13 protein-coding genes and 2 pseudogenes are annotated in these 19,253 nt (G+C 65.8%); 4 read left to right on the plus strand and 11 right to left on the minus strand.

The window, feature by feature from the left end; all coding sequences use genetic code 11:
* Positions 1 to 165: 165 nt before the first annotated feature.
* From ACRHIG_RS15840 to wrbA, 6 genes and pseudogenes are all read right to left on the minus strand, one after another.
* Complete coding sequence (locus ACRHIG_RS15840) at positions 166 to 1,242, minus strand: lipocalin-like domain-containing protein (protein WP_489627026.1); 1,077 nt, start codon at positions 1,240 to 1,242, stop codon at positions 166 to 168.
* The gene (locus tag ACRHIG_RS15845; RefSeq protein ID WP_489627027.1) at positions 1,242 to 3,830 is read right to left on the minus strand and encodes an FtsX-like permease family protein; all 2,589 of its coding nucleotides are present in this window, start codon (positions 3,828 to 3,830) and stop codon (positions 1,242 to 1,244) included. Before ACRHIG_RS15845 ends, ACRHIG_RS15840 begins: the two co-directional genes overlap by 1 nt.
* Positions 3,818 to 4,240 (minus strand): DUF4124 domain-containing protein, encoded by a 423-nt coding sequence (locus tag ACRHIG_RS15850; protein WP_475416456.1) that lies wholly within the window; start codon positions 4,238 to 4,240, stop codon positions 3,818 to 3,820. Before ACRHIG_RS15850 ends, ACRHIG_RS15845 begins: the two co-directional genes overlap by 13 nt.
* Positions 4,237 to 5,666: pseudogene (locus ACRHIG_RS15855) on the minus strand (FAD-binding oxidoreductase). The gene ACRHIG_RS15850 and the pseudogene ACRHIG_RS15855 overlap by 4 nt, the downstream one beginning before the upstream one ends.
* On the minus strand, positions 5,663 to 6,076 hold the full coding sequence (locus ACRHIG_RS15860) for a DUF2069 domain-containing protein (RefSeq protein ID WP_489627028.1): 414 nt from the start codon (positions 6,074 to 6,076) through the stop codon (positions 5,663 to 5,665). Before ACRHIG_RS15860 ends, ACRHIG_RS15855 begins: the two are co-directional and overlap by 4 nt.
* Positions 6,073 to 6,681: an NAD(P)H:quinone oxidoreductase gene (wrbA, locus tag ACRHIG_RS15865; protein WP_489627029.1), complete on the minus strand. Its 609-nt coding sequence runs from the start codon at positions 6,679 to 6,681 to the stop codon at positions 6,073 to 6,075. Before wrbA ends, ACRHIG_RS15860 begins: the two co-directional genes overlap by 4 nt.
* A 67-nt stretch (positions 6,682 to 6,748) precedes the next feature.
* Between wrbA and ACRHIG_RS15870 the strand changes: the two genes are divergently transcribed.
* Positions 6,749 to 8,125: a YihY family inner membrane protein gene (locus tag ACRHIG_RS15870; protein WP_489627030.1), complete on the plus strand. Its 1,377-nt coding sequence runs from the start codon at positions 6,749 to 6,751 to the stop codon at positions 8,123 to 8,125.
* Positions 8,126 to 8,245: 120 nt separating this feature from the next.
* Entirely contained in the window at positions 8,246 to 9,643 is a 1,398-nt protein-coding gene (locus ACRHIG_RS15875) for an esterase-like activity of phytase family protein (RefSeq protein WP_489627031.1), read from the plus strand.
* A 74-nt stretch (positions 9,644 to 9,717) separates the two neighbouring features.
* On the opposite strand, the gene ACRHIG_RS15880 is transcribed toward ACRHIG_RS15875, so the two are convergent.
* The 4 genes from ACRHIG_RS15880 to ACRHIG_RS15895 are packed head-to-tail and all read right to left on the minus strand — an operon-like array spanning position 9,718 to position 15,298.
* Positions 9,718 to 11,739 (minus strand): DUF6630 family protein, encoded by a 2,022-nt coding sequence (locus ACRHIG_RS15880; protein WP_489630812.1) that lies wholly within the window; start codon positions 11,737 to 11,739, stop codon positions 9,718 to 9,720.
* Positions 11,740 to 11,758: 19 nt separating this feature from the next.
* Positions 11,759 to 13,150, minus strand: a complete 1,392-nt coding sequence (locus tag ACRHIG_RS15885) for a PoNe immunity protein domain-containing protein (protein WP_489627032.1) — start codon at positions 13,148 to 13,150, stop codon at positions 11,759 to 11,761.
* Positions 13,151 to 13,173: 23 nt separating this feature from the next.
* Complete coding sequence (locus ACRHIG_RS15890) at positions 13,174 to 13,986, minus strand: alpha/beta fold hydrolase (RefSeq protein WP_489627033.1); 813 nt, start codon at positions 13,984 to 13,986, stop codon at positions 13,174 to 13,176.
* A 1-nt stretch (position 13,987) separates the two neighbouring features.
* Positions 13,988 to 15,298: an O-acetylhomoserine aminocarboxypropyltransferase gene (locus tag ACRHIG_RS15895; protein ID WP_489627034.1), complete on the minus strand. Its 1,311-nt coding sequence runs from the start codon at positions 15,296 to 15,298 to the stop codon at positions 13,988 to 13,990.
* 293 nt (positions 15,299 to 15,591) lie between these two features.
* Between ACRHIG_RS15895 and ACRHIG_RS15900 the strand changes: the two genes are divergently transcribed.
* Positions 15,592 to 16,215, plus strand: a complete 624-nt coding sequence (locus ACRHIG_RS15900; RefSeq protein ID WP_475416465.1) for a 2OG-Fe(II) oxygenase — start codon at positions 15,592 to 15,594, stop codon at positions 16,213 to 16,215.
* A 129-nt stretch (positions 16,216 to 16,344) separates the two neighbouring features.
* A complete protein-coding gene (locus tag ACRHIG_RS15905; RefSeq protein WP_010398828.1) occupies positions 16,345 to 16,791 on the plus strand; it encodes a CBS domain-containing protein in 447 nt (148 codons plus the stop codon).
* Between the two features lie 69 nt (positions 16,792 to 16,860).
* Here ACRHIG_RS15905 and ACRHIG_RS15910 read toward each other — a convergent pair.
* Positions 16,861 to 19,120: pseudogene (locus ACRHIG_RS15910) on the minus strand (putative bifunctional diguanylate cyclase/phosphodiesterase).
* Positions 19,121 to 19,253 lie beyond the last annotated feature (133 nt).

Below are 19,253 nucleotides of genomic sequence, written 5' to 3' on the forward strand. Positions count from 1 at the left end.
GCCCTTGAAGGCGGCCAGACTGCCTTTTTCAGTTCGCGGCTGCTGCCGGTATCGGGCGTTGGTGCGGTGCTTGCGGCGGTTGCTTTGCTGGTACTGCCTGTTTCTGTGCTGGTTGTCATTGTTTTTCGCTTAGGATTTACTGTATTTCGGCATTTTATGCATTGCTTATAACTTCATCGGCTGGACATAGCCCGTCATCTCCAGGTAGGCGCGGCCGACCGGCTGGCCGTCGCGCTCCACCGTCACGGCGCCTTCCCAGTACACTGCCCCCGTCGAGCGGCGCGAATCGAGCTCCTGGTCCGCCTGCAGGGGCTTGATCTGCCAGCGCGTGGGGCCAGTGCGGATCTCGGTGGCGACCGGGTATTCGGCCTGCGTGCGGGGCGAGCGCCACAGCTGCGTGGGCGTGAAATCGACGTCGCCGGGCGCGTACTGCGTCATCTTACCGGACGCGTCGCGCCATGTCGCGTGCGCCCATAGTTTAGCACCTGTCTTGCTGCGGATATGGAAGGCCATCAGGGCGCCGCCGTCGTCGAGGTTGGCGCCTATCCAGTTCCAGCCGCTGGCGTCCGCATCGAGCACTTGGCTCGACCACTCGTGATCGAGCCAGGTGGTGCCCGTCACGGCTTCTGCCTTGCCGCCCGCGCGGGCGATGGTGCCCGTGGTACGCAGCTGCGGCTCGCTGTAGTAGTAACTCGATTGCGCGGGCCGCGCGCCTTTGCGCGAGTAGCCGCCGACGCCCTGCAGCAGCACGGCCTGCGTGGGCGCCAGGGTCAGCTGCAGGCTGAAGTCGCGCGCGGCCAGGCTGACCTTGTAGCTGCCGTCGGTCTGGCGCTGCATGCGCCAGTCGTCGAGTTTGACGTCCGTGTCGCCCACCTTGGCGTAGGCCAGGCCGAAACCCTCGCGCGCGCTTTTCTCGTCGTGCAGCAGCTTGCCCACTTTCGGGTCGGACAGGGCAGCATGGCCGATGATCAGCTGTTTCGGCGCGAAGGCGCTGGGGTTGTCCGCGTCGGCGGCCGTGGCGCTGCGAAAGAAGGTCACCTGATAGCCCAGCTGCTCGCCGCCGCTCGTTTTTACCCATCCGGTGGCGTACCACCATTCCGTTTTATACGCGGGATGGGCGCCGAAATCGTGCGGCATGCGCAGGGTCTGGCCGGCCGCCAGCGGCGTGACGGGGGCAAAGGCGGGCGGCGCGGCGATGGCGGCGGCGCTGCAAAACAATAGTAAACAAGTCAAACGGCGCATTACCAGTCCTCCCTGACGGCGCGGATGGGGCCAGCGGACAGCGCCTGGCGCCCCGCGATGAGGGCTGTGAGGGCGGCCGCCGTCAGCAGGGCGCCGGCCACGGTGGCGATCAAGGGCCAGGGCAAGTGCAGCTGCATGGTCCAGTGGAACGATTGCGGGTTGACGATGAAGACCAGCACAAAGCTGATCAACAGGCCCAGGACAAAGCCGGTGGCGATGCCCAGCGCCGTCAGCGCGCCGCCCTCGAGCGCCAGGATGGACAGGATCTGGCCGCGCGTCACGCCCACGTGGCGCAGCATGCCGAATTCGCGCGCGCGCGCCAGGGTCTGGGCCGAGAACGTGGCGGCCACGCCGAACAGGCCGATGACGATGGCGATGGCTTCAAGCAGGTACGTGACGGCGAAGCTGCGGTCGAAGATCTGCAGGCTCAGGGCGCGGATGGCCGACGGGTTCGACACTTCCAGGCTGGCGCCGAAGGGCAGGGCTTTCAGGCGCTGCTGCAGCTGCTCGCCCGTGGCATCCTTGGCCAGCCACAGGGCGGCGTCGCTGACGTCCATGTCGCCGGTCAGGGCGCGGTAGTCGGCCAGCGGCATCTGGATGGCGCCGGAAGAACGCGCATAGTCGCGCCAGATGCCGGCGACGAAGAATGGGTGCAGGCCGCCCGCCAGCGGCAGGGCCATCGGCTGGCCCGGTTTGACGTTGTACAGGTCGGCCGCCGCCTCGGACAGCCACACGGGCCGGCTGCCTGCCGGCACGGCTAATGTCTCGCCCACCAGCACCATGCTCTTGCCCGGGTCCTGCAAGTTGATGGGGCGCGCCAGCAAGATCACGTTCGGGCGTTCTGCGGCCAGCGACAGGCTGCGCACGCGCTGGAAATCCACCCTGGCCACGCCGGGCAGGGCGAGGATGGCGGCCTGCTCGCGCGGGTTCAGGGCCGTCGTGCCGCTGGCCGAGGTGCGCGCGTACACGTCGGCCGGCAAAATCTGCAGCAGCCAGTCGTCGACGGAGACGCGAAAGCTCGACACCATGATGGCCATGGCCACCATCAGGCTAAAGCTCGACAGCACGCCGCCGAGCGCGATACCGGCCTGGCCCGAGGCGTTCGCCAGGCGCGCCACGGTCAGGCTGCGCACGGGCGCGTGCTGGCTCGTTTGCGTGCGCAGCCAGGCGGCTTGCAGGGCGCGAAAGACGACGGACGCCAGCTGCGGCATCAGGGCGATGGCGCCGATCAGCAGCAGCGCGATGGACAGATAGCCGAACAGGGGCAGCTCGAACACGGGCGGCAGGATGGTCAGGGTGCCGGCCAGCAGCAGACAAGCCAGCGCGGGCCAGGTCTTCGCCAGGCGCGTCGTCACGATTTCCTCGCTGCCCGATTTCAGGGCGATGGCGGGGGCGGCGCGCGCCGCTTCCAGCGCGGGCGCGGCGCAGCCCAGCAGGGCCACGCCGAGGCCGAGGATAAAGTAGACGAAGGCGGCGACGGGCGTGAACTGCACCTGCGGCTGCACGCCCGCGAAATAGCCGGCGCCCAGGTCGCCGCCGAAGAAGCGCAGGGCGACGGCCGCCATGGCGTAGCCGCCGGCGATACCCAGCCCAGCGCCGACGATACCGAGGCTGGCGCCCTCTAACAGCACCTGGCGCAGCAATTGTCCCCGCTCCATGCCCAGCACGCGCAGCAGCGCGAACTGGCCGCGGCGGCGGATGACGGACAGCGCCTGCGTGGAAAACACGAGGAACGCCCCCGTAAACAGGGCGACCAGGGCCAGCACCGTCAGGTTGACGCGGTAGGCGCGGCTGAGGTTATTGTTGCGGCTATTCTGGTTCTCGTCATTGGGCTGGCCCACGTGGAAGCGCCCCGGGTACTGCGCTTCCAGCGCGCTGCTCAGCGCGGCCTGGAAGGCGTCGCGGTTGACGCCCTGGCGCAGTTTCAAATCGATGCGCGACAGCTTGCCCAGCTTGTTGAAGCGCCACTGCGCCGCGCCGATATCCATCACGGCGATGCGCTGGCCGGCGCGTGCCCGCTGCAGCGAGCCGGCCACGCGCAGGCTGACCGCACCGGTGCCCGATTGCAGGGCGACCTGGCCGCCTTCGGTGACATCGAGCCAGCGCAAGGCGGCCGGCGATAAAAAGAGGGCGTCGTCGGCCAGGGTGTCGAAAGGCTGGCCTTCGGCCGGCGCGCCGATCAGGTCGGGCGAGATGAAGCCGGCGCGGAAGACGTCGAGTGCCAGGATCTGCAGCGGGCCGCCATCCTTCTTGCCGCTAACGCCGGCTTGCAGTTCCAGCACGGGCGAGGCCACGGCCACGCCGTCGCGCTGCGCCAGCCACGGGTAGACGGCTTCGTCGAACAGCGCTTCGCGCCCGGCCACCTGCACGTCGGCCTGGCCGGACAGGCTTTTCACGGCCGTGGAAAATTCATTGAAGGCGGCCGCATTGATCAGGTGGATGGCAAAGCCCAGCGACACGCCGATGGCGATGGCGAGGATGGCGACGAAGGCGCGCACGGGGTGAAAGCGCCATTCGCCCAGCAGCAGCCAGCGCGACAGCAGGCGCGTACCCGCGGGATTGGCTGCCGGCGCACTCAATTCAGACATTCGACGGCCAGGCGTTCGCCGGCGCGCCGCGCTTTCAGTTGCGCCGCATCGCGGTTTTTATCGCCCGCGCCGACGGCGTCCTGCGCCGCCCATTTCTGCTCCAGCCGCAGCTGGGCGCAATGCTTCTCGTGCATTTCCTTCTGTTTGGCGGCCCGTTCGCGCGCCTGGTCTTCCAGCTTCTCGCGCTGCTTGCGCGCCGCTTCCATCTGGCTGGCCACCCGTTCCTGGCGCGTGGCGGCGCCCTTGTCGACGGCAGGCGGCGGCGAGGGCACTTCCAGGATCTGCAGCTGGCCGCCCGCGCAGGGTGTAGCGCTATAGCTGGTCCGGCCATCCTGCACGCATTTGTAGACGTCCTGCGCGCTGGCGGAAGCGGTCAGCAAGGCCATGAGCAGGAGGGGCGGCAGCTTCACAATATCTTCCCCGGATTCATGATGTTCTGCGGGTCCAGCGCCTGTTTGACGGCGCGCATCAGCTGCAGTTCCAGCGGCGACTTGTAGCGCGCCAGGTCATCCTTCTTCAGCGCGCCGATGCCGTGTTCGGCCGATATCGAACCGCCGAAACCGTGGACCTGGTCGTGCACGATGCGGTTGATGGCATCCTGGTTGGCCAGGAAATCCCGGTCTGTCATGCCGGCTGGCGGCGCCACGTTGTAATGCAGGTTGCCGTCGCCCAGGTGGCCGAAGCACACGAGCTGGCAGCCGGGGAAGGCTGACTCAAGGGCCGCATCCGTGACGGCGATGAAATCGGCGATGCGGGAAATGGGCAGCGAGATATCGTGCTTGATGTTCTTGCCCGCCTGCGCCTGCGCCAGCGGAATGTGCTCGCGCAGCTGCCATAGTCCCTCGGACTGCGCCACGGAACTGGCGACGACGGCGTCTTCGATCAACTCGTCTTCCAGGGCCGCGCCGATGCTCGCTTCGAGCAATTCCACGGCATGCGCCTCGGACTGGCTGCTGGACAGTTCCAGCAACACGTACTGCCCGTGCGCGTCGGCGAACGGACGCGGCAGTTGCGGGAACTGTTCCGCCACCAGTTGCAGACAATACTGCGACATCAATTCAAAGCCCGTCAGGCTGGCGCCGCAATGGTCCTGCATCAGCGAGAGCAGGCGCAGGGCGTGGGCGGGCGAGGGCATGGCGGCCAGCGCCGTGATGCAGGCTTTCGGCTGCGGGTACAGTTTCATCACCGCGCCCGTGATCACCCCCAGGGTGCCTTCGGCGCCGATGTACAGGTCGCGCAAATCGTAGCCCGTATTGTCCTTGCGCAGGCCGCGCAAGCCGCTCCAGATCTCGCCCTGCGGCGTGACCACTTCCAGGCCCAGGCACAGTTCGCGCGTGTTCCCGTAGCGCAGCACGGCCGTGCCGCCCGCATTCGTCGCCAGATTCCCCCGATGGTGCAGCTGCCTTCGGCCGCCAGCGACAGGGGGAACAGACAGCCGGCGGCGCTGGCCGCTTCCTGGATGGTTTGCAAAATGCAGCCCGCATCGACCGTGATGGTACGGTTGACGGGATCGAGCGCGCGGATGGCGTTCAGGCGCGCCAGCGACAGCACGACGGCCGTGCCGGCGGCATCGGGGATGCTGCCCAGTACCAGGCCCGTATTGCCGCCCTGCGGCACGACGGGCACCTGCCATTGCGCGCAGGCGCGCAGCACGCCCGCCACCTGTTCCACGGTGGCGGGGCGCAGCACGGCCAGGGCCTTGCCGGTAAACCTGTCGCGCCAGTCGGTGAGGAAGGGCGCCGTGTCGGCATCCTGGGTGAGGACGTAGGTGTCGCCCAGCAGGTCGCGGCAGGCGGCGAGGAAGTCGGCTTGGTCATGCACGGGCTGTACACTCATTTCTTGATGCTCACTTTATTCACTTTTTCCAGCAGCTCTTTGGCCATGCGCTTGGCGGCCTTTTTATACGGGCGCAGATACAGCACGGCGCAGATGAAATACAGGCAGACGATGGCCGCCTCGCCCCAGGCCATCAGGGCCGAGGTGGGGTTCCTGTCGCTGTAGCCGCGCACCACGCCTTCCGTAAAGTACAGCAGGATCACCATCGACGACCATTGCAAGGTGTAGACGTCGCGCTTGATGACGCCGTACAGGGGAATGAGCAGGGGCGCCGCCTTCAGGACGACCCAGGAGCCGCCCGGCTGCAGCGGCGCGACCACGGTTTCCCACAGCAGGCACCAGACGATCAGGGTGACGAGGCTGGCGATGGCGCCCCAGTGAAAATACCTGTGCAGTGTGCCGTGCATCATGCGCCTGCCAGTTTCGCGGCGTTTTCCGCCAGGCGCCGGCCCAGGGCGATGGCCAGGCGTTTTTCATCGTCGCTCAAGGCCTTGTCGCCGGCGATGCCCGACCAGTGCGTGGCGCCATACGGCGAGCCGCCCGTGGACGTCGTCATCAGTTCCGGGTGCGTGTAGGGCAGGCCCATGACCAGCATGCCGTGGTGGAAGAGGGGGATCATCATCGACAGCAAAGTCGACTCCTGGCCGCCGTGCAGGCTGCCCGTGGACGTGAACACGCAGGCGGGTTTGCCGGACAGGCTGCCGCCCAGCCAGTCGCTGGCCGTGCCATCCCAGAAGTACTTCATGGCGGCGGCCATGTTGCCGAAGCGCGTGGGCGAGCCCAGGGCCAGGCCCGCGCATTCCTGCAGGTCGTCCAGTTCCACGTAGGGCGCGCCGTCCAGCGGCACCTCGGGCGCCGTCGCTTCCGTCACGGTGGAGACGGCGGGCACGGTGCGCAGGCGCGCATCGCAACCGGGCACGCTTTCCACTCCCTGGGCTATCAGCTCGGCCAACTGGCGCGTGGCGCCATGGCGTGAATAAAACAATACGAGAATAATCAGATTGGTTGGCTTCATCATTGGTATTATAGGGCGCTTTACAGCCTGATACGACTGCTGTCATGGCGCCGTTCTGATTTTGCACATGTTTTCAAAATATATATTCCCGTTCTTCCAATACCTGTGGCGCACCCTGAGCATGGGGCTGGACGTCGTGCGCGGCCTGACGTGGTCCGAAACGCGCGACCTGCTGCAGTTCGCGCGCCGCCGCGTGCGCGAGGAAAGCCTGCCGCAAGTGGCCGGCAGCCTGACCTTCGCCACCGTGTTCGCGCTGGTGCCCCTGCTCACGCTGGCCCTGGCCATCTTCACCACCTTCCCCCTGTTTAATACCTTCCGCCACGCGCTGGAAGACTATTTCGTGCAAAGCGTGATGCCCAAGGGCATCTCGAACACCATCCTCGACTACCTGACCACGTTCGCCTCGAAGGCCACGCGTTTGTCGGCCATCGGCGCGGGCGCCCTGATCGTCACTTCGGTGGGCATGATGGGCTTGATCGAGCGCGTCTTCAACCGCATCTGGCGCGTGCGCCGGGAGCGCCGCTGGACCAAGCGTTTACTTGTCTACTGGGCCATCGTCACTCTCGGGCCGCTGCTGGTGGGCGTGTCGCTGACGGTGACGTCGCGCCTCTTCATGGCCACCAGCGGCGTGGTAGGCGCCGTGCCTTTCATCGGTGCCGTGTTTTACACGCTGGTGTCGATCGGCCTGACCATGCTGGCGTTTACCTTGCTCTACATCGCCGTACCGAACCGCGACGTGGACTGGCGCGACGCGGCCTGGGGCGGCTTGCTGGCGGCGCTGGCGTTCGAGGTGGCCAAGCGCGGCTTCGGTGAATTCATCCAGGAGTTCCCCACCTATTCGCGCATCTACGGCGCGCTGGCCGCCTTGCCGCTGTTCCTCGTGTGGATTTACCTGAGCTGGATGATCACCCTGGTGGGCGCCTTGCTGGTGGCCGCCTTGCCCGTCGTGAAATACGAGCGCTGGTGGTACGAGGCGGCGCCGGGCAGCGAATTCGTCGATGCCGTCGCCATCCTGAAAGTGCTGCACCAGGCTTGCCACTGCGCCGATTCGGCCCTGGTGGGCGCGGCCGAGATCCGCCGCAGCACGCGCCTGGGCTTCGAAGAGATGGAAACCCTGCTCGACAAGATGGTGCAGCAGGGCTGGGTGGGACGGGTCAACGTGGAAGGCGCCGTGCGGGTGCAGTGGGGCAAGCGCGTGGCCGACAGTTCCGATCACTGGGTCTTGCTGGGCAACGTCAACCGCATCAGCCTGGCCGATGTCTACCGGCTGTTCGTCTTCGGCGGCATGCGCGTGAACTCCGGCTACCCCGCCGGCTCCACCAATGAACGCGACATCAGGGCGGCGGAAGAAGCGGCCGCGCTGGCCGCCCAGGTGGAAAACGCCGTGGAGCAGGGACTGGGCCTGAGCCTGGCGCAGCATTTCGGGGAAGTGCGCTGCAATTGACGGGCCGGGGCCGTGCGCTTCCTGCCGGCATCCGCCTCGCGCGATAGGGACACATGTCATAAACTGGTCACCGAAGGCCGGTAAGCTTTCCTCTCCATTCATCTTGTAGAGGAAGCAAATATGCGTTGTCATTTGAGCGGTTTGAATTTGTGCCGCGGCCTGGCCATCGTGATGGTCAGCGGCGTGCTGGCTGCCTGCGGCGGCAGTTCCTCTGCCGCTCCCGACGCGGTGCCCAAGGAGGGCGAAGGACTGCCGCACCAGCTGGTCGGCTGGGCAGCGTTGCCTGACACGGCGCGCTGGCCGGGGCCGGTTTCCGGACAGTTTACGGCCGCGGTGCTGGGCGTCAGCCCGCCGTTTGCCAACGGCGTGCCGATTCCCGGCTTCTCCGCGCTGCTGAGGAATGACGACGGCAGCTGGACCGCCATGGCCGACAATGGCTACGGCGCCAAGGGCAATTCGGCCGATTTCGTGCTCGGCCTGTATAACGCCAGCATCAACTTCCGCACGGCCGCAGACGCCAGCAAGACGCCGGGCAGCATCAAGATCAACAGCTTCCTCGCTTTCAACGACGCCAGGGGTTTCTTAAACGACGGCAAGGGCATCGACCTGAAAATCACGGCCGACCATGTCAACTACCCAAGCAACACCTCCGGCGGGCTGGTCTTTTCCGACAGCGGTATCGCCGTCGATGCGCGCATTCGCGCGGGCCGCCTGCTGACCGGTTTTGACTTCGACATTGAATCGCTCGCGCGCGCCGCCGATGGCACCTGGTTCGTGGGCGAGGAGTTCGGCCCGTACATCCTGCACTTCGACAAAAACGGCACGCTCATGGGCGATCCCGTTCCCCATCCCTTCCTGCGCAGCCCGGCCAATCCGGAAGTGCTGGGCAAGGGCGCCAGCATCACCGTGTCGGGCAGCCGCGGCTTCGAAAGCCTGGCCTATAACGCCGACCACAGCCTGCTCTACGCGGTGCCGGAAGCGGCGCCAAGCGACCCGTCGCTGCGGCCCGTTGCCGCGGATGAGCGCTACCTGAATATCTTCGAGTTCGACCCCGCCGCCATGCGCTACACGGGCAAGAACCTCGTGTACCGCAAGGATGGCGCGGCCAAGGATAATGGCGTCGTGATCGGCGACATGACCAATGTCGGCGGCAGCAAGTTCGTGCTGATCGAGCGCGACGGCTTCTGGGGCGCCAAGGCCGTGATCAAGCGCCTGTACCTGGTCGACCTGAAGGAAAAAGATGCTGATGGCGCCCTCAAGAAAACGCTGCTGGTGGACTTGCTGAACATCTCGGACCCCAAAGGCATCGGCGGGCAGGCCAGCAATATGCCCGTGGGTAAGTTCAGCATGCCGTTCGACTCGGTGGAGAGCGTTGAAGTCCTCGATGCCCACACGCTAGTCGTGGCAATTGACACGAACTACCCCGGTGAAGACGGCCGCAAGCCAGGCAAGCCGGACGATACCGAAGTCATTACCCTGCGTTTTGACAAGGCGCTGTTCGACCGTTCCGTCAAGTAAATGACGCACCCGGCAAGCAACGGCGTTCCATGTTGCCGGCCGGGTGCGATATCAGCAGACGGGCCGGCAAGCCGTCACAGCAGCACGGGCCGCAGGGCCGCCTGCAGCGCCGCCTTGCTGAACGCGTCCGCATCCTGCGCCCGCACCACGCCCAGATAATACGTATCCTCGCCGCCGTGCAGGTTCACCAGGCGCAGCTGATGCGGCGCCAGGTGGGCGGCGATGGCGGCCAGGCCTTCGGCCATCGCATCGCCGTCTTCGCGCTCCGCCCAGGAAAAATCGCGCAGCGCGGGCAGGCCGATATGCTGGGCTATGCGCGGCACTTCATCGACGGACTTCCAGTCCAAGGTGGTGCCGTGGCCCAGCGCATCGGCGGCCGTGGACCAGAGCAGGAAGAAGCACGCCGCTTCGGGCGTATCGCCTTCGTATTCCTCTTCCGGGTCGTCCTCGGCCAGTTCTTCCAGCGTGATGTCCACGCAGCGCGCGGCCAGTGCCGCATCGCCCGGCAGGAGCAGGGCGGCCAGGGCGCGCAACTGCTCGCGGTCGGCCTTGGCCAGGATCTGCGCGGGCGTAAAACTGCGGCGCTTGGCGGGCTTTTTCTCGGGCTTGTTCTTGCCCAGGCCGATGGACTCGCTCAATTGCGCCGTGATGGCCGCCTTGAAGTTGTCCACGGTGTCGAACTGTTCCAGCAGCTGGCCCGTGAAATCCATGCTCCAGGCCATGCCATCCTTGACGACATATAAAAAATCGCCTTGCACGGCCACGCCGCGCAGATGGTGGGCGGGCGGATACCGCGGCGTGAAGGCTGGTTTTCCGTCCAGGGTCAGCATGCACGCGAGGCCCTGCGCATCGATGGCGAAGATCAGGTTCTTGCGCAGCTTCGGTGGCGACGAGGTAGTGGCGCAATCGATGGCTTCATACCGGCAGGGCGCCAGCAGCTCGCCCTGGCTATTGACCAGGCCAAACAGGAAGCGCCCGGCGATGCGCTGGCTGACGATGGCGATTTTCTTCTTCGTGCCGAAATCCTGCACGCAGCTGTAGGCGGGCGGCACCACGACCTTGCCCGTCTTGTCGACCACGCCGTGCACATTGCGCCTGTCGTCATCGTTTGTCTCGCCTGTCTGGCGCTCGATGTCGATCAAGCCGTCGTCGCGCTGGCAGATGTTGTCGACGCCATCGATCAGCAGCGCGCCATCGGGCAGGCGCAGCAGACGGCTGGCGCCGTCCGGTGCGATTCTCTGTACCAGATGGGGGCTGATGACGTACAGGGCGCCGGGGGACGGCGGCAGCACCACCGTGCCGTTGAGGTCCAGCACGCCGTGCGCATCGGGGGCGTCCGCCGTGGCAAAGGTGATCCAGCCATCGTCCGCGTAGTAGACGCCCAGGTCGACATAGCGCTGCGACAGGGGCACGATCCAGCGGCCATAGGGCGTAACCAGGCCGGTGACGTCCGGTGCGCCGGCGGTGCTCACTGCATAGCATAGCGCGTCTTCTTCCCATCCCGCCACTTCCATGTCCTGCAGGAAAGGCAGTTCGTCCGCGCCGCGTTCCTCGACGTCGGCCAGCTGCGCCTCGGCCGTGGCCGACCAGTAGCCGGTGGCGGGCGATGCGGCGCCGGCGGCCAGCAGAGGCGCCAGGGCATCGCGCTCGCCGCGCTGCAGGGCAAGGTGCAGGGCTTGCGCCTCGGCGCGCAGGGCTTCGAGCCCGGCCGCGTATTCCGGCGTGCCGATGTCGTGCGCGATCAGCTGCACGCAATCGAGGATCAGCCACGGCTGGCCGCCCGCCAGCAGGGCGCTGATGGCACCGCGCGCGACGATGGCGGCCGCGTCGCGCGGCCGGTCCATCAGCGCGGACAAGGCTTGCCAGCTGGCTTGCGCCTGCGCCATCGGCGCGGCCAGCACGCAGGGGCAGTCTTCGCCATCGCCGTAGATGGGCCAGGCGACGGCTTGCGTGCCGGCGCCGATGAGCAGCTTGAACAGCATGGGAATATCGCGCCGCCATTCGGCCAGGCCGGTGATGGCGTCGGTGTCGAAACCGGCCTGGCCGGGTAAAAGGCGGTGCTGAACAGGGCTGCGGTATGGATCATTGATATTTATCTAAAAGTAAACGGGACATTCAGGGCGTGGGCGGCATCACCCAGTGCGCCAGCGCGCCGCGTTCCAGGCCAAGATGTTTGGCCACGGCGGCCGCCTCGAAGGCCCACAGGCCGTAGTAGCCGCCCAGGCCCTGCGCGCGCAAATGGCCGTTGAACCAGTCTTCGCGCACCAGCGCCGTGTGCCAGCTGGCCAGGTAGTGCCGCAGGTGCTCGAGCTGCTGTGCGCGATCGTCCGCGTCCAGGCAGTCGAACAGGGCGGTATAAGGTTCGGCGAAATACCATTCGTCGACGGCGGGGCGCCGCGGATCGATGGCCGCCAGCAGTGCTTCGTACACGCCGTCTTCGCCATCGAAGGCCGTCTGCAGGGCGGCCAGGCGCATGGCCAGGTCGTGGCGGCCGAACAGCAGGGCCGCGCCCAGCAGCTGCAGGGTGCGCGCATAGTCCGTCAACTGTTCGAAATCGAAGGCGGGCAGGGCGTCGTCATCGTAGGCGGCGGCCAGGGCCGCGCGCGCCGCTTCGCAGGCGGCGATGGCCGCTTCCAGCGCCGTCTCCACATCAGGCAAGGGCAGGCCGGCCGTGTAGCGCAGCGAGAAGACCTGGTAAGCCGTGCTGGCGGCCGCGCACGCCCAGTAGGCGCTATCGCCGCCATCGACTTCCGCCTGCGCCTGCGCGCGTCCGTAGGCGGCCAGCAGGGCGTCGAGATAGGCGAGGTTGCGGGCAAAGTCGAAGGGTGCGGACGGCGTCTGGCGCGGCGTCCATGGCCAGGGCGCGGACGAAGGCAGACAGGTGGCGGCGCAATCGCGCTGGATGGCCCAGTCGGCGAAGATCTGCTGCAGATATGCCGCCGTCTCTTCGTCGTGGGCGATGGCGCCCGCGCCCACCAGGGTCGTGCCCAGCAGAGTGTAGCCGGGGAAGCGGCTGCTCTCGTAGGCGATGGTGGTCACGCTCTGGATGGCCTTGCCGTCGCTCAGGTCGCGCACGCGGAAATACACGTCGTCCCAGCCCGCCAGCGGCGCTTCCGGCTGCCCCGCTGGCAAGGTGGTCCAGCTGCCATCGGCCTCTTCTTCATAGGCGTCGAGCAGTTCGTCGATGCCGCCGGGGCGGTCGATGCGGTTGTTGGCGTCGTATTGCAGGCCCAGTTCGGCCGCAAACGCGGCCGCGTGGCGGCCCGCGAAGACCAGGTACTGGGCGTTCAGGGTGCCGACCAGCAGGTCGCTCGCCTGGCCCGCCACCGTCAGCGCCTGCGGCAGCCGGTACCAGTGGTGGCCAGGGATGCCGGCCATGGGACCGTTTTCGTCCGCTTGCGGGTTGGCGCAGCGTAGCTGTTCCAGCCAGTTGTAGCGTTCGTGCCGCTCCGCCTCCGTGCCGCTGCCGCGGCCGGTCAATTCATCGAACAGGGTATTCAACAACATGTGCATCTATCCTAAAAAAGCGTTCATGCCGCTGCCGTTTGGGCGAACGCAAACAGCGCGTCGAGCACGGCGTCCGGCTGCTCGGCCATCAATTCGTGCCCGCTGTCGACCTGCACCACCTTGCCATGCGCGATGGCGGACGTCAGCCAGCGGGTCGATTTGGGCGGCGTCATCATGTCGCGCGCGCCGAAAATGAATAAAGTGGGGCAGTGTATCGAAGCGGCGGCGATTTCGCCGTTCGCATAGGCATTGCAGGCATAAAAATCCGTGTGAAACACGTGACCGGGGTTGAGGGCCGCGATGCGCTGCTTCAGGCGCCGCGCGCCGCCCATGGCGTAAAAGCCCGGGCCAGGAAACGACGGCTTTTGCGCGATCGACGAGTGCGACCAGATATTGACCATGTCGATGGCCGCCTGTTCATCGTTGAGCGCCGTTTCCAGCAGGGCCGGCGAGACTTTCATCGGGTAGGTGGAACCCAGCATGGCCAGGTGGCTGACGCGATCCGGCGCCAGGAATGCCGCTTCCAGCGCGATCAATGAACCCATGCTGTGGCCGACCAGCATGGCCCTGGATGCGCCGGCCCCGTCCAGCACGGCGAGAATCCAGCGCGCCAGTTCCTCGACCTTGGTTTTCGCCGCGCCGCCGCTGCGGCCATGGCCCGGCAAGTCGACGGCCAGCACGTTCCAGCCGTGGTGGGCGAAATAGCGCGTCTGCAAGGCCCACACGGAATGGTCGTTCTGCGCGCCGTGGATGAAGACGGCCGTGGGCTGGTTCGGCTTGAATGGCTTGCCGCCCGTGTAGCAGTAGGCCGTGGTGTTGTCGATGGTGAGCAGCATGTCAGGCGCCTTTCTGCGACAGTTTCAGGCCACGGGCCAGGTCTTCGATCAAATCGTCGGCGTCTTCCAAGCCCACGGACAGGCGCATGGTGCCCTGCGTGATGCCCGCCTGCGCCAGTTGATCGTCGGGCACGCGGAAGTGCGTGGTGGAGGCGGGGTGGATGACGAGCGACTTGGCGTCCCCCACGTTGGCCAGGTGCGAAAAGATCTTCAGGCTGTCGACAAAGCGCTGGCCCGCCGCACGGTCGCCGCGCAGGCGGAAGGTGAACACGCCGCCCGCGCCCTTCGGCAGCAGGGTTTTCGCCAGTTCGTAATCGGGGTGCGACGGCAGTTCCGGGTAGGACACGGATTCCACGGCCGGATTGGCCAGCAAAAAGTCGATGACCTTGCGCGTGTTGGCCACGTGGCGGTCCATGCGCAAGCCCAGGGTTTCGATGCCCTGCAGGATGGCGAAGGCGTTGTGCGGGCTCATGACGGCGCCGAAGTCGCGCAAGCCTTCGCGCCGCGCGCGCAGGGCGAACGGCGCCACCGTCGATTCCTCGGCGAAGACCATGCCGTGAAAGCCGTCATACGGTTCGCACAGTTCGGCAAAGCGGCCCGTCTTGTCGTAGGCCGCCTGCCAGTCGAAGGTGCCGCCGTCGACGAGCAGGCCGCCGATGGCCGTGCCATGGCCGCATAAAAACTTGGTGGCCGAGTGGAATACCAGGTCGGCCCCATGCTCGAAGGGACGCAGCAAATAGGGCGTGGTAAACGTCGCATCGAGCATCAGCGGCAGCTGGTGCTCGTGCGCCAGGGCGGCAATCCGGGGGATGTCGAGCACGTCGAGGCCGGGATTGCCCAGGGTTTCGGCGAACAGCACTTTGGTATTCGGGCGGATGGCGGCGCGCCAGGCATCCACGTCGCGCGGGTCGACAAAGGTCGTCTCGATGCCGAAGCGTTTTAATGTATACGCCAGCAGGTTGTGCGAGCCGCCGTACAGGGCGCGCGAGGCGACGATGTGCGAGCCGGCGCCGGCGATGGTGGACAAACCCAGGTGCATGGCGGCCTGGCCGCTGGCTGTGGCGATGCCGGCCACACCCCCTTCGAGGGCGGCGATGCGCTCTTCCAGCACGGCGTTGGTGGGATTCGAGATGCGCGAATACACGTGGCCGGCCCGCTCCATATTGAACAGCGAAGCCGCATGCTCCGAGCTCTTGAAGGCGAACGAGGACGTGAAATGGATGGGCGTGGCGCGCGCGCCCGTGGCCGGGTCGGGCGCCGCGCCCGCATGCAGGGATAAGGTATCGAAACCGGGGTATTTCGGGCCGCTCATGGTGTCTCCGCCAAGTTTTATAGTGGCAAGATCGTAACCTGATTTGCATCTGAGCAAAAGGGCTCCTGTGCAGGGCGCATGGGGCCGTGCTGGCGGACGGCCAGACTCAGCTCGCGTGTAACCTGAAGTGTAAAAAAGTGACCGGCGCGGTGCGGCGGTGGTACGATATCGTATCAGCGATATTCGGGCTGTTTTACCTGTGCGCGTGCGCCGCGCGGCAGGGAAGCAGTGGCAAGCGAACGAAATCCTGGGCTTCAGGCGCACTCTCATGCATGTCCACCAGGAAAGATTTTATGCCCGCAATATCGTTCGACGGCTCCCTTGCCGTTCCCGGACCTTCTATCGTCGACGGCCTGTGCCAGGCAGGCTGGCTCATGCAAGAACACTTTATTTCCCCTGAACTCAGCCGCCAGCTGGCCGCCGAATGCGTGCAATCCATGCTCAGCGGCAAGATGAAGGGCGCCGGCGTGGGCAGCGGCCATGCGCCGCTGCTGCAGCCGGATATCCGCGGCGACCATATCGAATGGCTGGAAACGGGCCGTTCAGAAGCGTGCGACCGCTACCTGGCACACATGGAAGCGCTGCGCCGCGTGCTCAACCGTGAGCTGTTCCTGGGGCTGGAAGAGTACGAAAGCCATTTCGCCCTGTACGCGCCGGGCGCCTTTTACCGGGCTCATCTGGACCGTTTCCGCGACGACGACAAGCGCACCGTGTCCGTCGTGCTGTACCTCAACGACGACTGGCTGCCCGGGCACGGCGGCGCGCTGCGCCTGCACCCGCAGGATGGCGGTCAGGTGGACATCTTGCCGCAGGCGGGCCGCATGGCCATGTTCCTGTCGGGCGAGATGCTGCACGAGGTGCTGCCGACGGCGCGCGAACGCCTCTCGATTGCCGGGTGGTTCCGCCGCCGGGGCTGATGAAAAGTTGCGCGCAATCCCTCTTGATTTGATTGCGCGCAAGGCTGGATTTTTCCGCAGGCATAGGCTACAGTCGCAGTAAGGGCTTAGAATAACTAAAATACCAATCACGCGGACAGGACGGCCAATATGAAAGTATCTGAAATTCTCCAAGTCAAGGGCAACATCCTCTACACGGTCACGCCTGACCAGCCCCTGCTTGACGCGGCCAATACCATGGCTGAAAAAGACATCGGTTCGCTGGTGGTCATGGAATTTGGCGACCTGGTCGGCATGCTGACCTTCCGCGAGGTGCTCAACGCCTTGCATGAAAACGCGGGCCAGATCGGCGGCGGCACCGTGCGCAAGCACATGGATGACCATCCGATCACCGTGACGCCGGATACGGAAGTCAATGAAGTGCGCCGCATCATGCTGGAAAAGCACGCGCGCTACCTGCCTGTCATGAACGCCAAGACCCTGCTGGGCGTCATTTCCTTCTACGACGTGGCGCGCGCCGTGCTCGAAGCGCAAAGCTTTGAAAACCAGATGCTGAAAGCGTATATCCGCGACTGGCCGGCCGAAACCACCGATTAAGCTTAGCTCATGCAGTAATAACAACGCCGGCAACAGCCGGCGTTTTGCATTGTGAATGCAAGCCGGCGCCTACGCCGCCCCCTGCAGCGCCTCGTTGTTCAGCCAGGTGCCCAGCGCGGCGGCCGTCATGGGGCGGGCGAACAGGAAACCCTGCGCCATGGGACAGCCCAGCGCCTGCAAGATCTGTGCTTGCCGCTCGTCTTCCACGCCTTCGGCGATCACGGCCAGGCCCAGGTTGCGGCCCAGCTGGATGACCATTTCGGCGATGCTGCTGCCGCGCGCGGATCCCGTGATCTCGGTGACGAAGGCGCGGTCGATCTTCAGGCGGTCGACCTGCAGGCGCTGCAGGTAGGACAGCGAGGAAAAGCCCGTGCCGAAGTCGTCGATGGCGATGCTCACGCCCGTCTGCTTGATCTGCCACAACATCTTGATCAATAAGTCCGGCTCTTCCATGGCCATCGACTCCGTGATTTCCAGCTCGATGAACTCGGGCGGCGCCTGCGTTTCTTCCAGCGCCGCGCGCAGCATTTCCAGGAACAGCGGGTGGCGGAACTGCACTTGCGACACGTTGACGGACATGACGAAGTTGCGGTGGCCCTGCTCGCGCAGCAGCACCAGTTCGCGGCACGCCGTGCGCAGTACCCATTCGCCCAGGTCGATGATGATGCCCGAATACTCGGCGATCGGGATGAAACGGTCGGGCGAGATGAACTTGCCGTCCGGCGTCTGCCAGCGCAGCAGCGCTTCGGCGCCCACGGGGCGGCGCGTGGTCAGGTCGATTTGCGGCTGGTACACGACAAACAGCTGGTCCTGGCTGAAGGCCGTGCGCAGCGCGTGCATCATGCGGACTCTTTCCCGGATTTCGATGCCCATGCTGCGCGAGAAATAGAAGTGCCCGGCCCGCTGCTGGCTCTTGGCCCGTTTCAGGGCGATATCGGCATCCTTCAGCGCATCGGCGCCCGTGCCCGCATGTTCGCCCAGGCGCACCAGGCCCAGGGTGGCCGACAGCTGCACATCCTGGCCATCGATGCAGAATGGCGGCTGGAACAGGGCCAGGATCTTGCTCGGGTTGACTTGCGACGAGTCGCCCAGCACGCAAAAGATGTCGCCGCCCAGGCGCGCCACCGTCAGATGCGGTCCCAGCTGGGTTTGCAGCCGGCCCGCCACGGCGATCAGCAGGGTGTCGCCGAACTGGTGGCCCAGCGCGTCGTTGGTCTCGGCAAAGTGGTCGAGGTCGACCAGCGACAGGGTGGCGTCGTCGCGCGCGGGGCCGGCCAGCGTGGCGTCGAGGATTTCCACCAGGCGCGTGCGGTTGGGCAGCTTCGACAATTGATCGTAGAAGGCGGCGTTGTGCAGGTGCGATACCAGCTCGACGTTGTCCAGGCCCACGGCGACGTTGCTGCAGAACACTTCCAGCAAGCTTTCGTCGATGGCGGAGAGGGCGCGGCAGCACGAGGTAGGCGGCCGCGTCGCGGCCGGCCTTGCCCGCGAAGTACAGCGTGGCGTAATCGTGCGCGTAGACATTGCGCCGCTGCGCCAGCGTATGCTCGATGGCGGCCATCACGCGCGGGTTCTGCAGGCCGCACAGGGCGCTGTGCGGCAAGCCGGAAAAGCTGCCCGTGCAGGCCGAGACGAGCAGTTCCTTGCCGCCATTGTCCTGCAAGTCCTGCACGCACAGCACGCCGTCGGCGCGGATGCCCAGCAGGTCGGCGATCTGCGCCAGCACGCCGGCCGAGAAGTTCTGCACGCCGTGCAGCGCCATCAGCTGCGTGCTGGCGTGGACGATCTGGTCCAGGCCGCGCCGGCTGTTGCTGATCGAACGGATCTGCTCGTACGAGCGGATGGCGGCCGTCACCGTGGTAAACAGCTTGATGCGCGTCAGTTCGGACTTGGTCTTGTAGTCGTTGATGTCGAAATCGCGGATGGCGTCGATTTCCGGCGCATAACCGGGCTGGCCCGTGCGCAGGATGATGCGCACGTCCGTCATCTTGAGGGTTTCGCGGATGTAGCGCACCAGGTGCAGGCCCGCGTCGTCCTGTTCCATCACCACGTCGAGCAGGATGACGGCGATGTCGTCTTCATGCTTGAGCAGTTCGCGCGCCTGGCCGGCCGAATACGCATGCACGAATTCCAGCGGGCGGTGCTGCATTTCCAGGTTGCCCAGGGCGAAAGTGGTGGTGGAGTGGACGTCTTCATCGTCGTCGATGATCATCACCCGCCAGACGCTGCGCTGTGCGGCGGCCAGCGGCGCCGCTGGTTGCTCATCGAGGAATACCAGATCGTCGTGATCGTCCTTGTTGGCGTCAAGGGGGATGATCGGTGCGGGCATGTATAGCTTCTCCAGGATGACTCAGTACGGGATGTGAGCACATCAGAAATGTCCATGGCGTTGTTGCACCGCCTCGCCGTACTTGCGTACTGTCTTCGGCGGTGCGCCTAGCCCTGGCCATTTCTGATGCACT

This window comes from Janthinobacterium sp. C22 (assembly GCF_057919405.1).

Coding starts and splice junctions, on each gene's coding strand:
- ACRHIG_RS15895 (WP_489627034.1), bottom strand. CDS start 15,298: ATGAGCGGCCCGAAATACCCCGGTTTCGATACCTTATCCCTGCATGCG.
- ACRHIG_RS15905 (WP_010398828.1), top strand. CDS start 16,345: ATGAAAGTATCTGAAATTCTCCAAGTCAAGGGCAACATCCTCTACACG.
- ACRHIG_RS15890 (WP_489627033.1), bottom strand. CDS start 13,986: ATGCTGCTCACCATCGACAACACCACGGCCTACTGCTACACGGGCGGC.
- ACRHIG_RS15885 (WP_489627032.1), bottom strand. CDS start 13,150: ATGTTGTTGAATACCCTGTTCGATGAATTGACCGGCCGCGGCAGCGGC.
- ACRHIG_RS15860 (WP_489627028.1), bottom strand. CDS start 6,076: ATGATGCACGGCACACTGCACAGGTATTTTCACTGGGGCGCCATCGCC.
- ACRHIG_RS15840 (WP_489627026.1), bottom strand. CDS start 1,242: ATGCGCCGTTTGACTTGTTTACTATTGTTTTGCAGCGCCGCCGCCATC.
- ACRHIG_RS15870 (WP_489627030.1), top strand. CDS start 6,749: ATGTTTTCAAAATATATATTCCCGTTCTTCCAATACCTGTGGCGCACC.
- ACRHIG_RS15900 (WP_475416465.1), top strand. CDS start 15,592: ATGCCCGCAATATCGTTCGACGGCTCCCTTGCCGTTCCCGGACCTTCT.
- wrbA (WP_489627029.1), bottom strand. CDS start 6,681: ATGAAGCCAACCAATCTGATTATTCTCGTATTGTTTTATTCACGCCAT.
- ACRHIG_RS15845 (WP_489627027.1), bottom strand. CDS start 3,830: ATGTCTGAATTGAGTGCGCCGGCAGCCAATCCCGCGGGTACGCGCCTG.
- ACRHIG_RS15875 (WP_489627031.1), top strand. CDS start 8,246: ATGCGTTGTCATTTGAGCGGTTTGAATTTGTGCCGCGGCCTGGCCATC.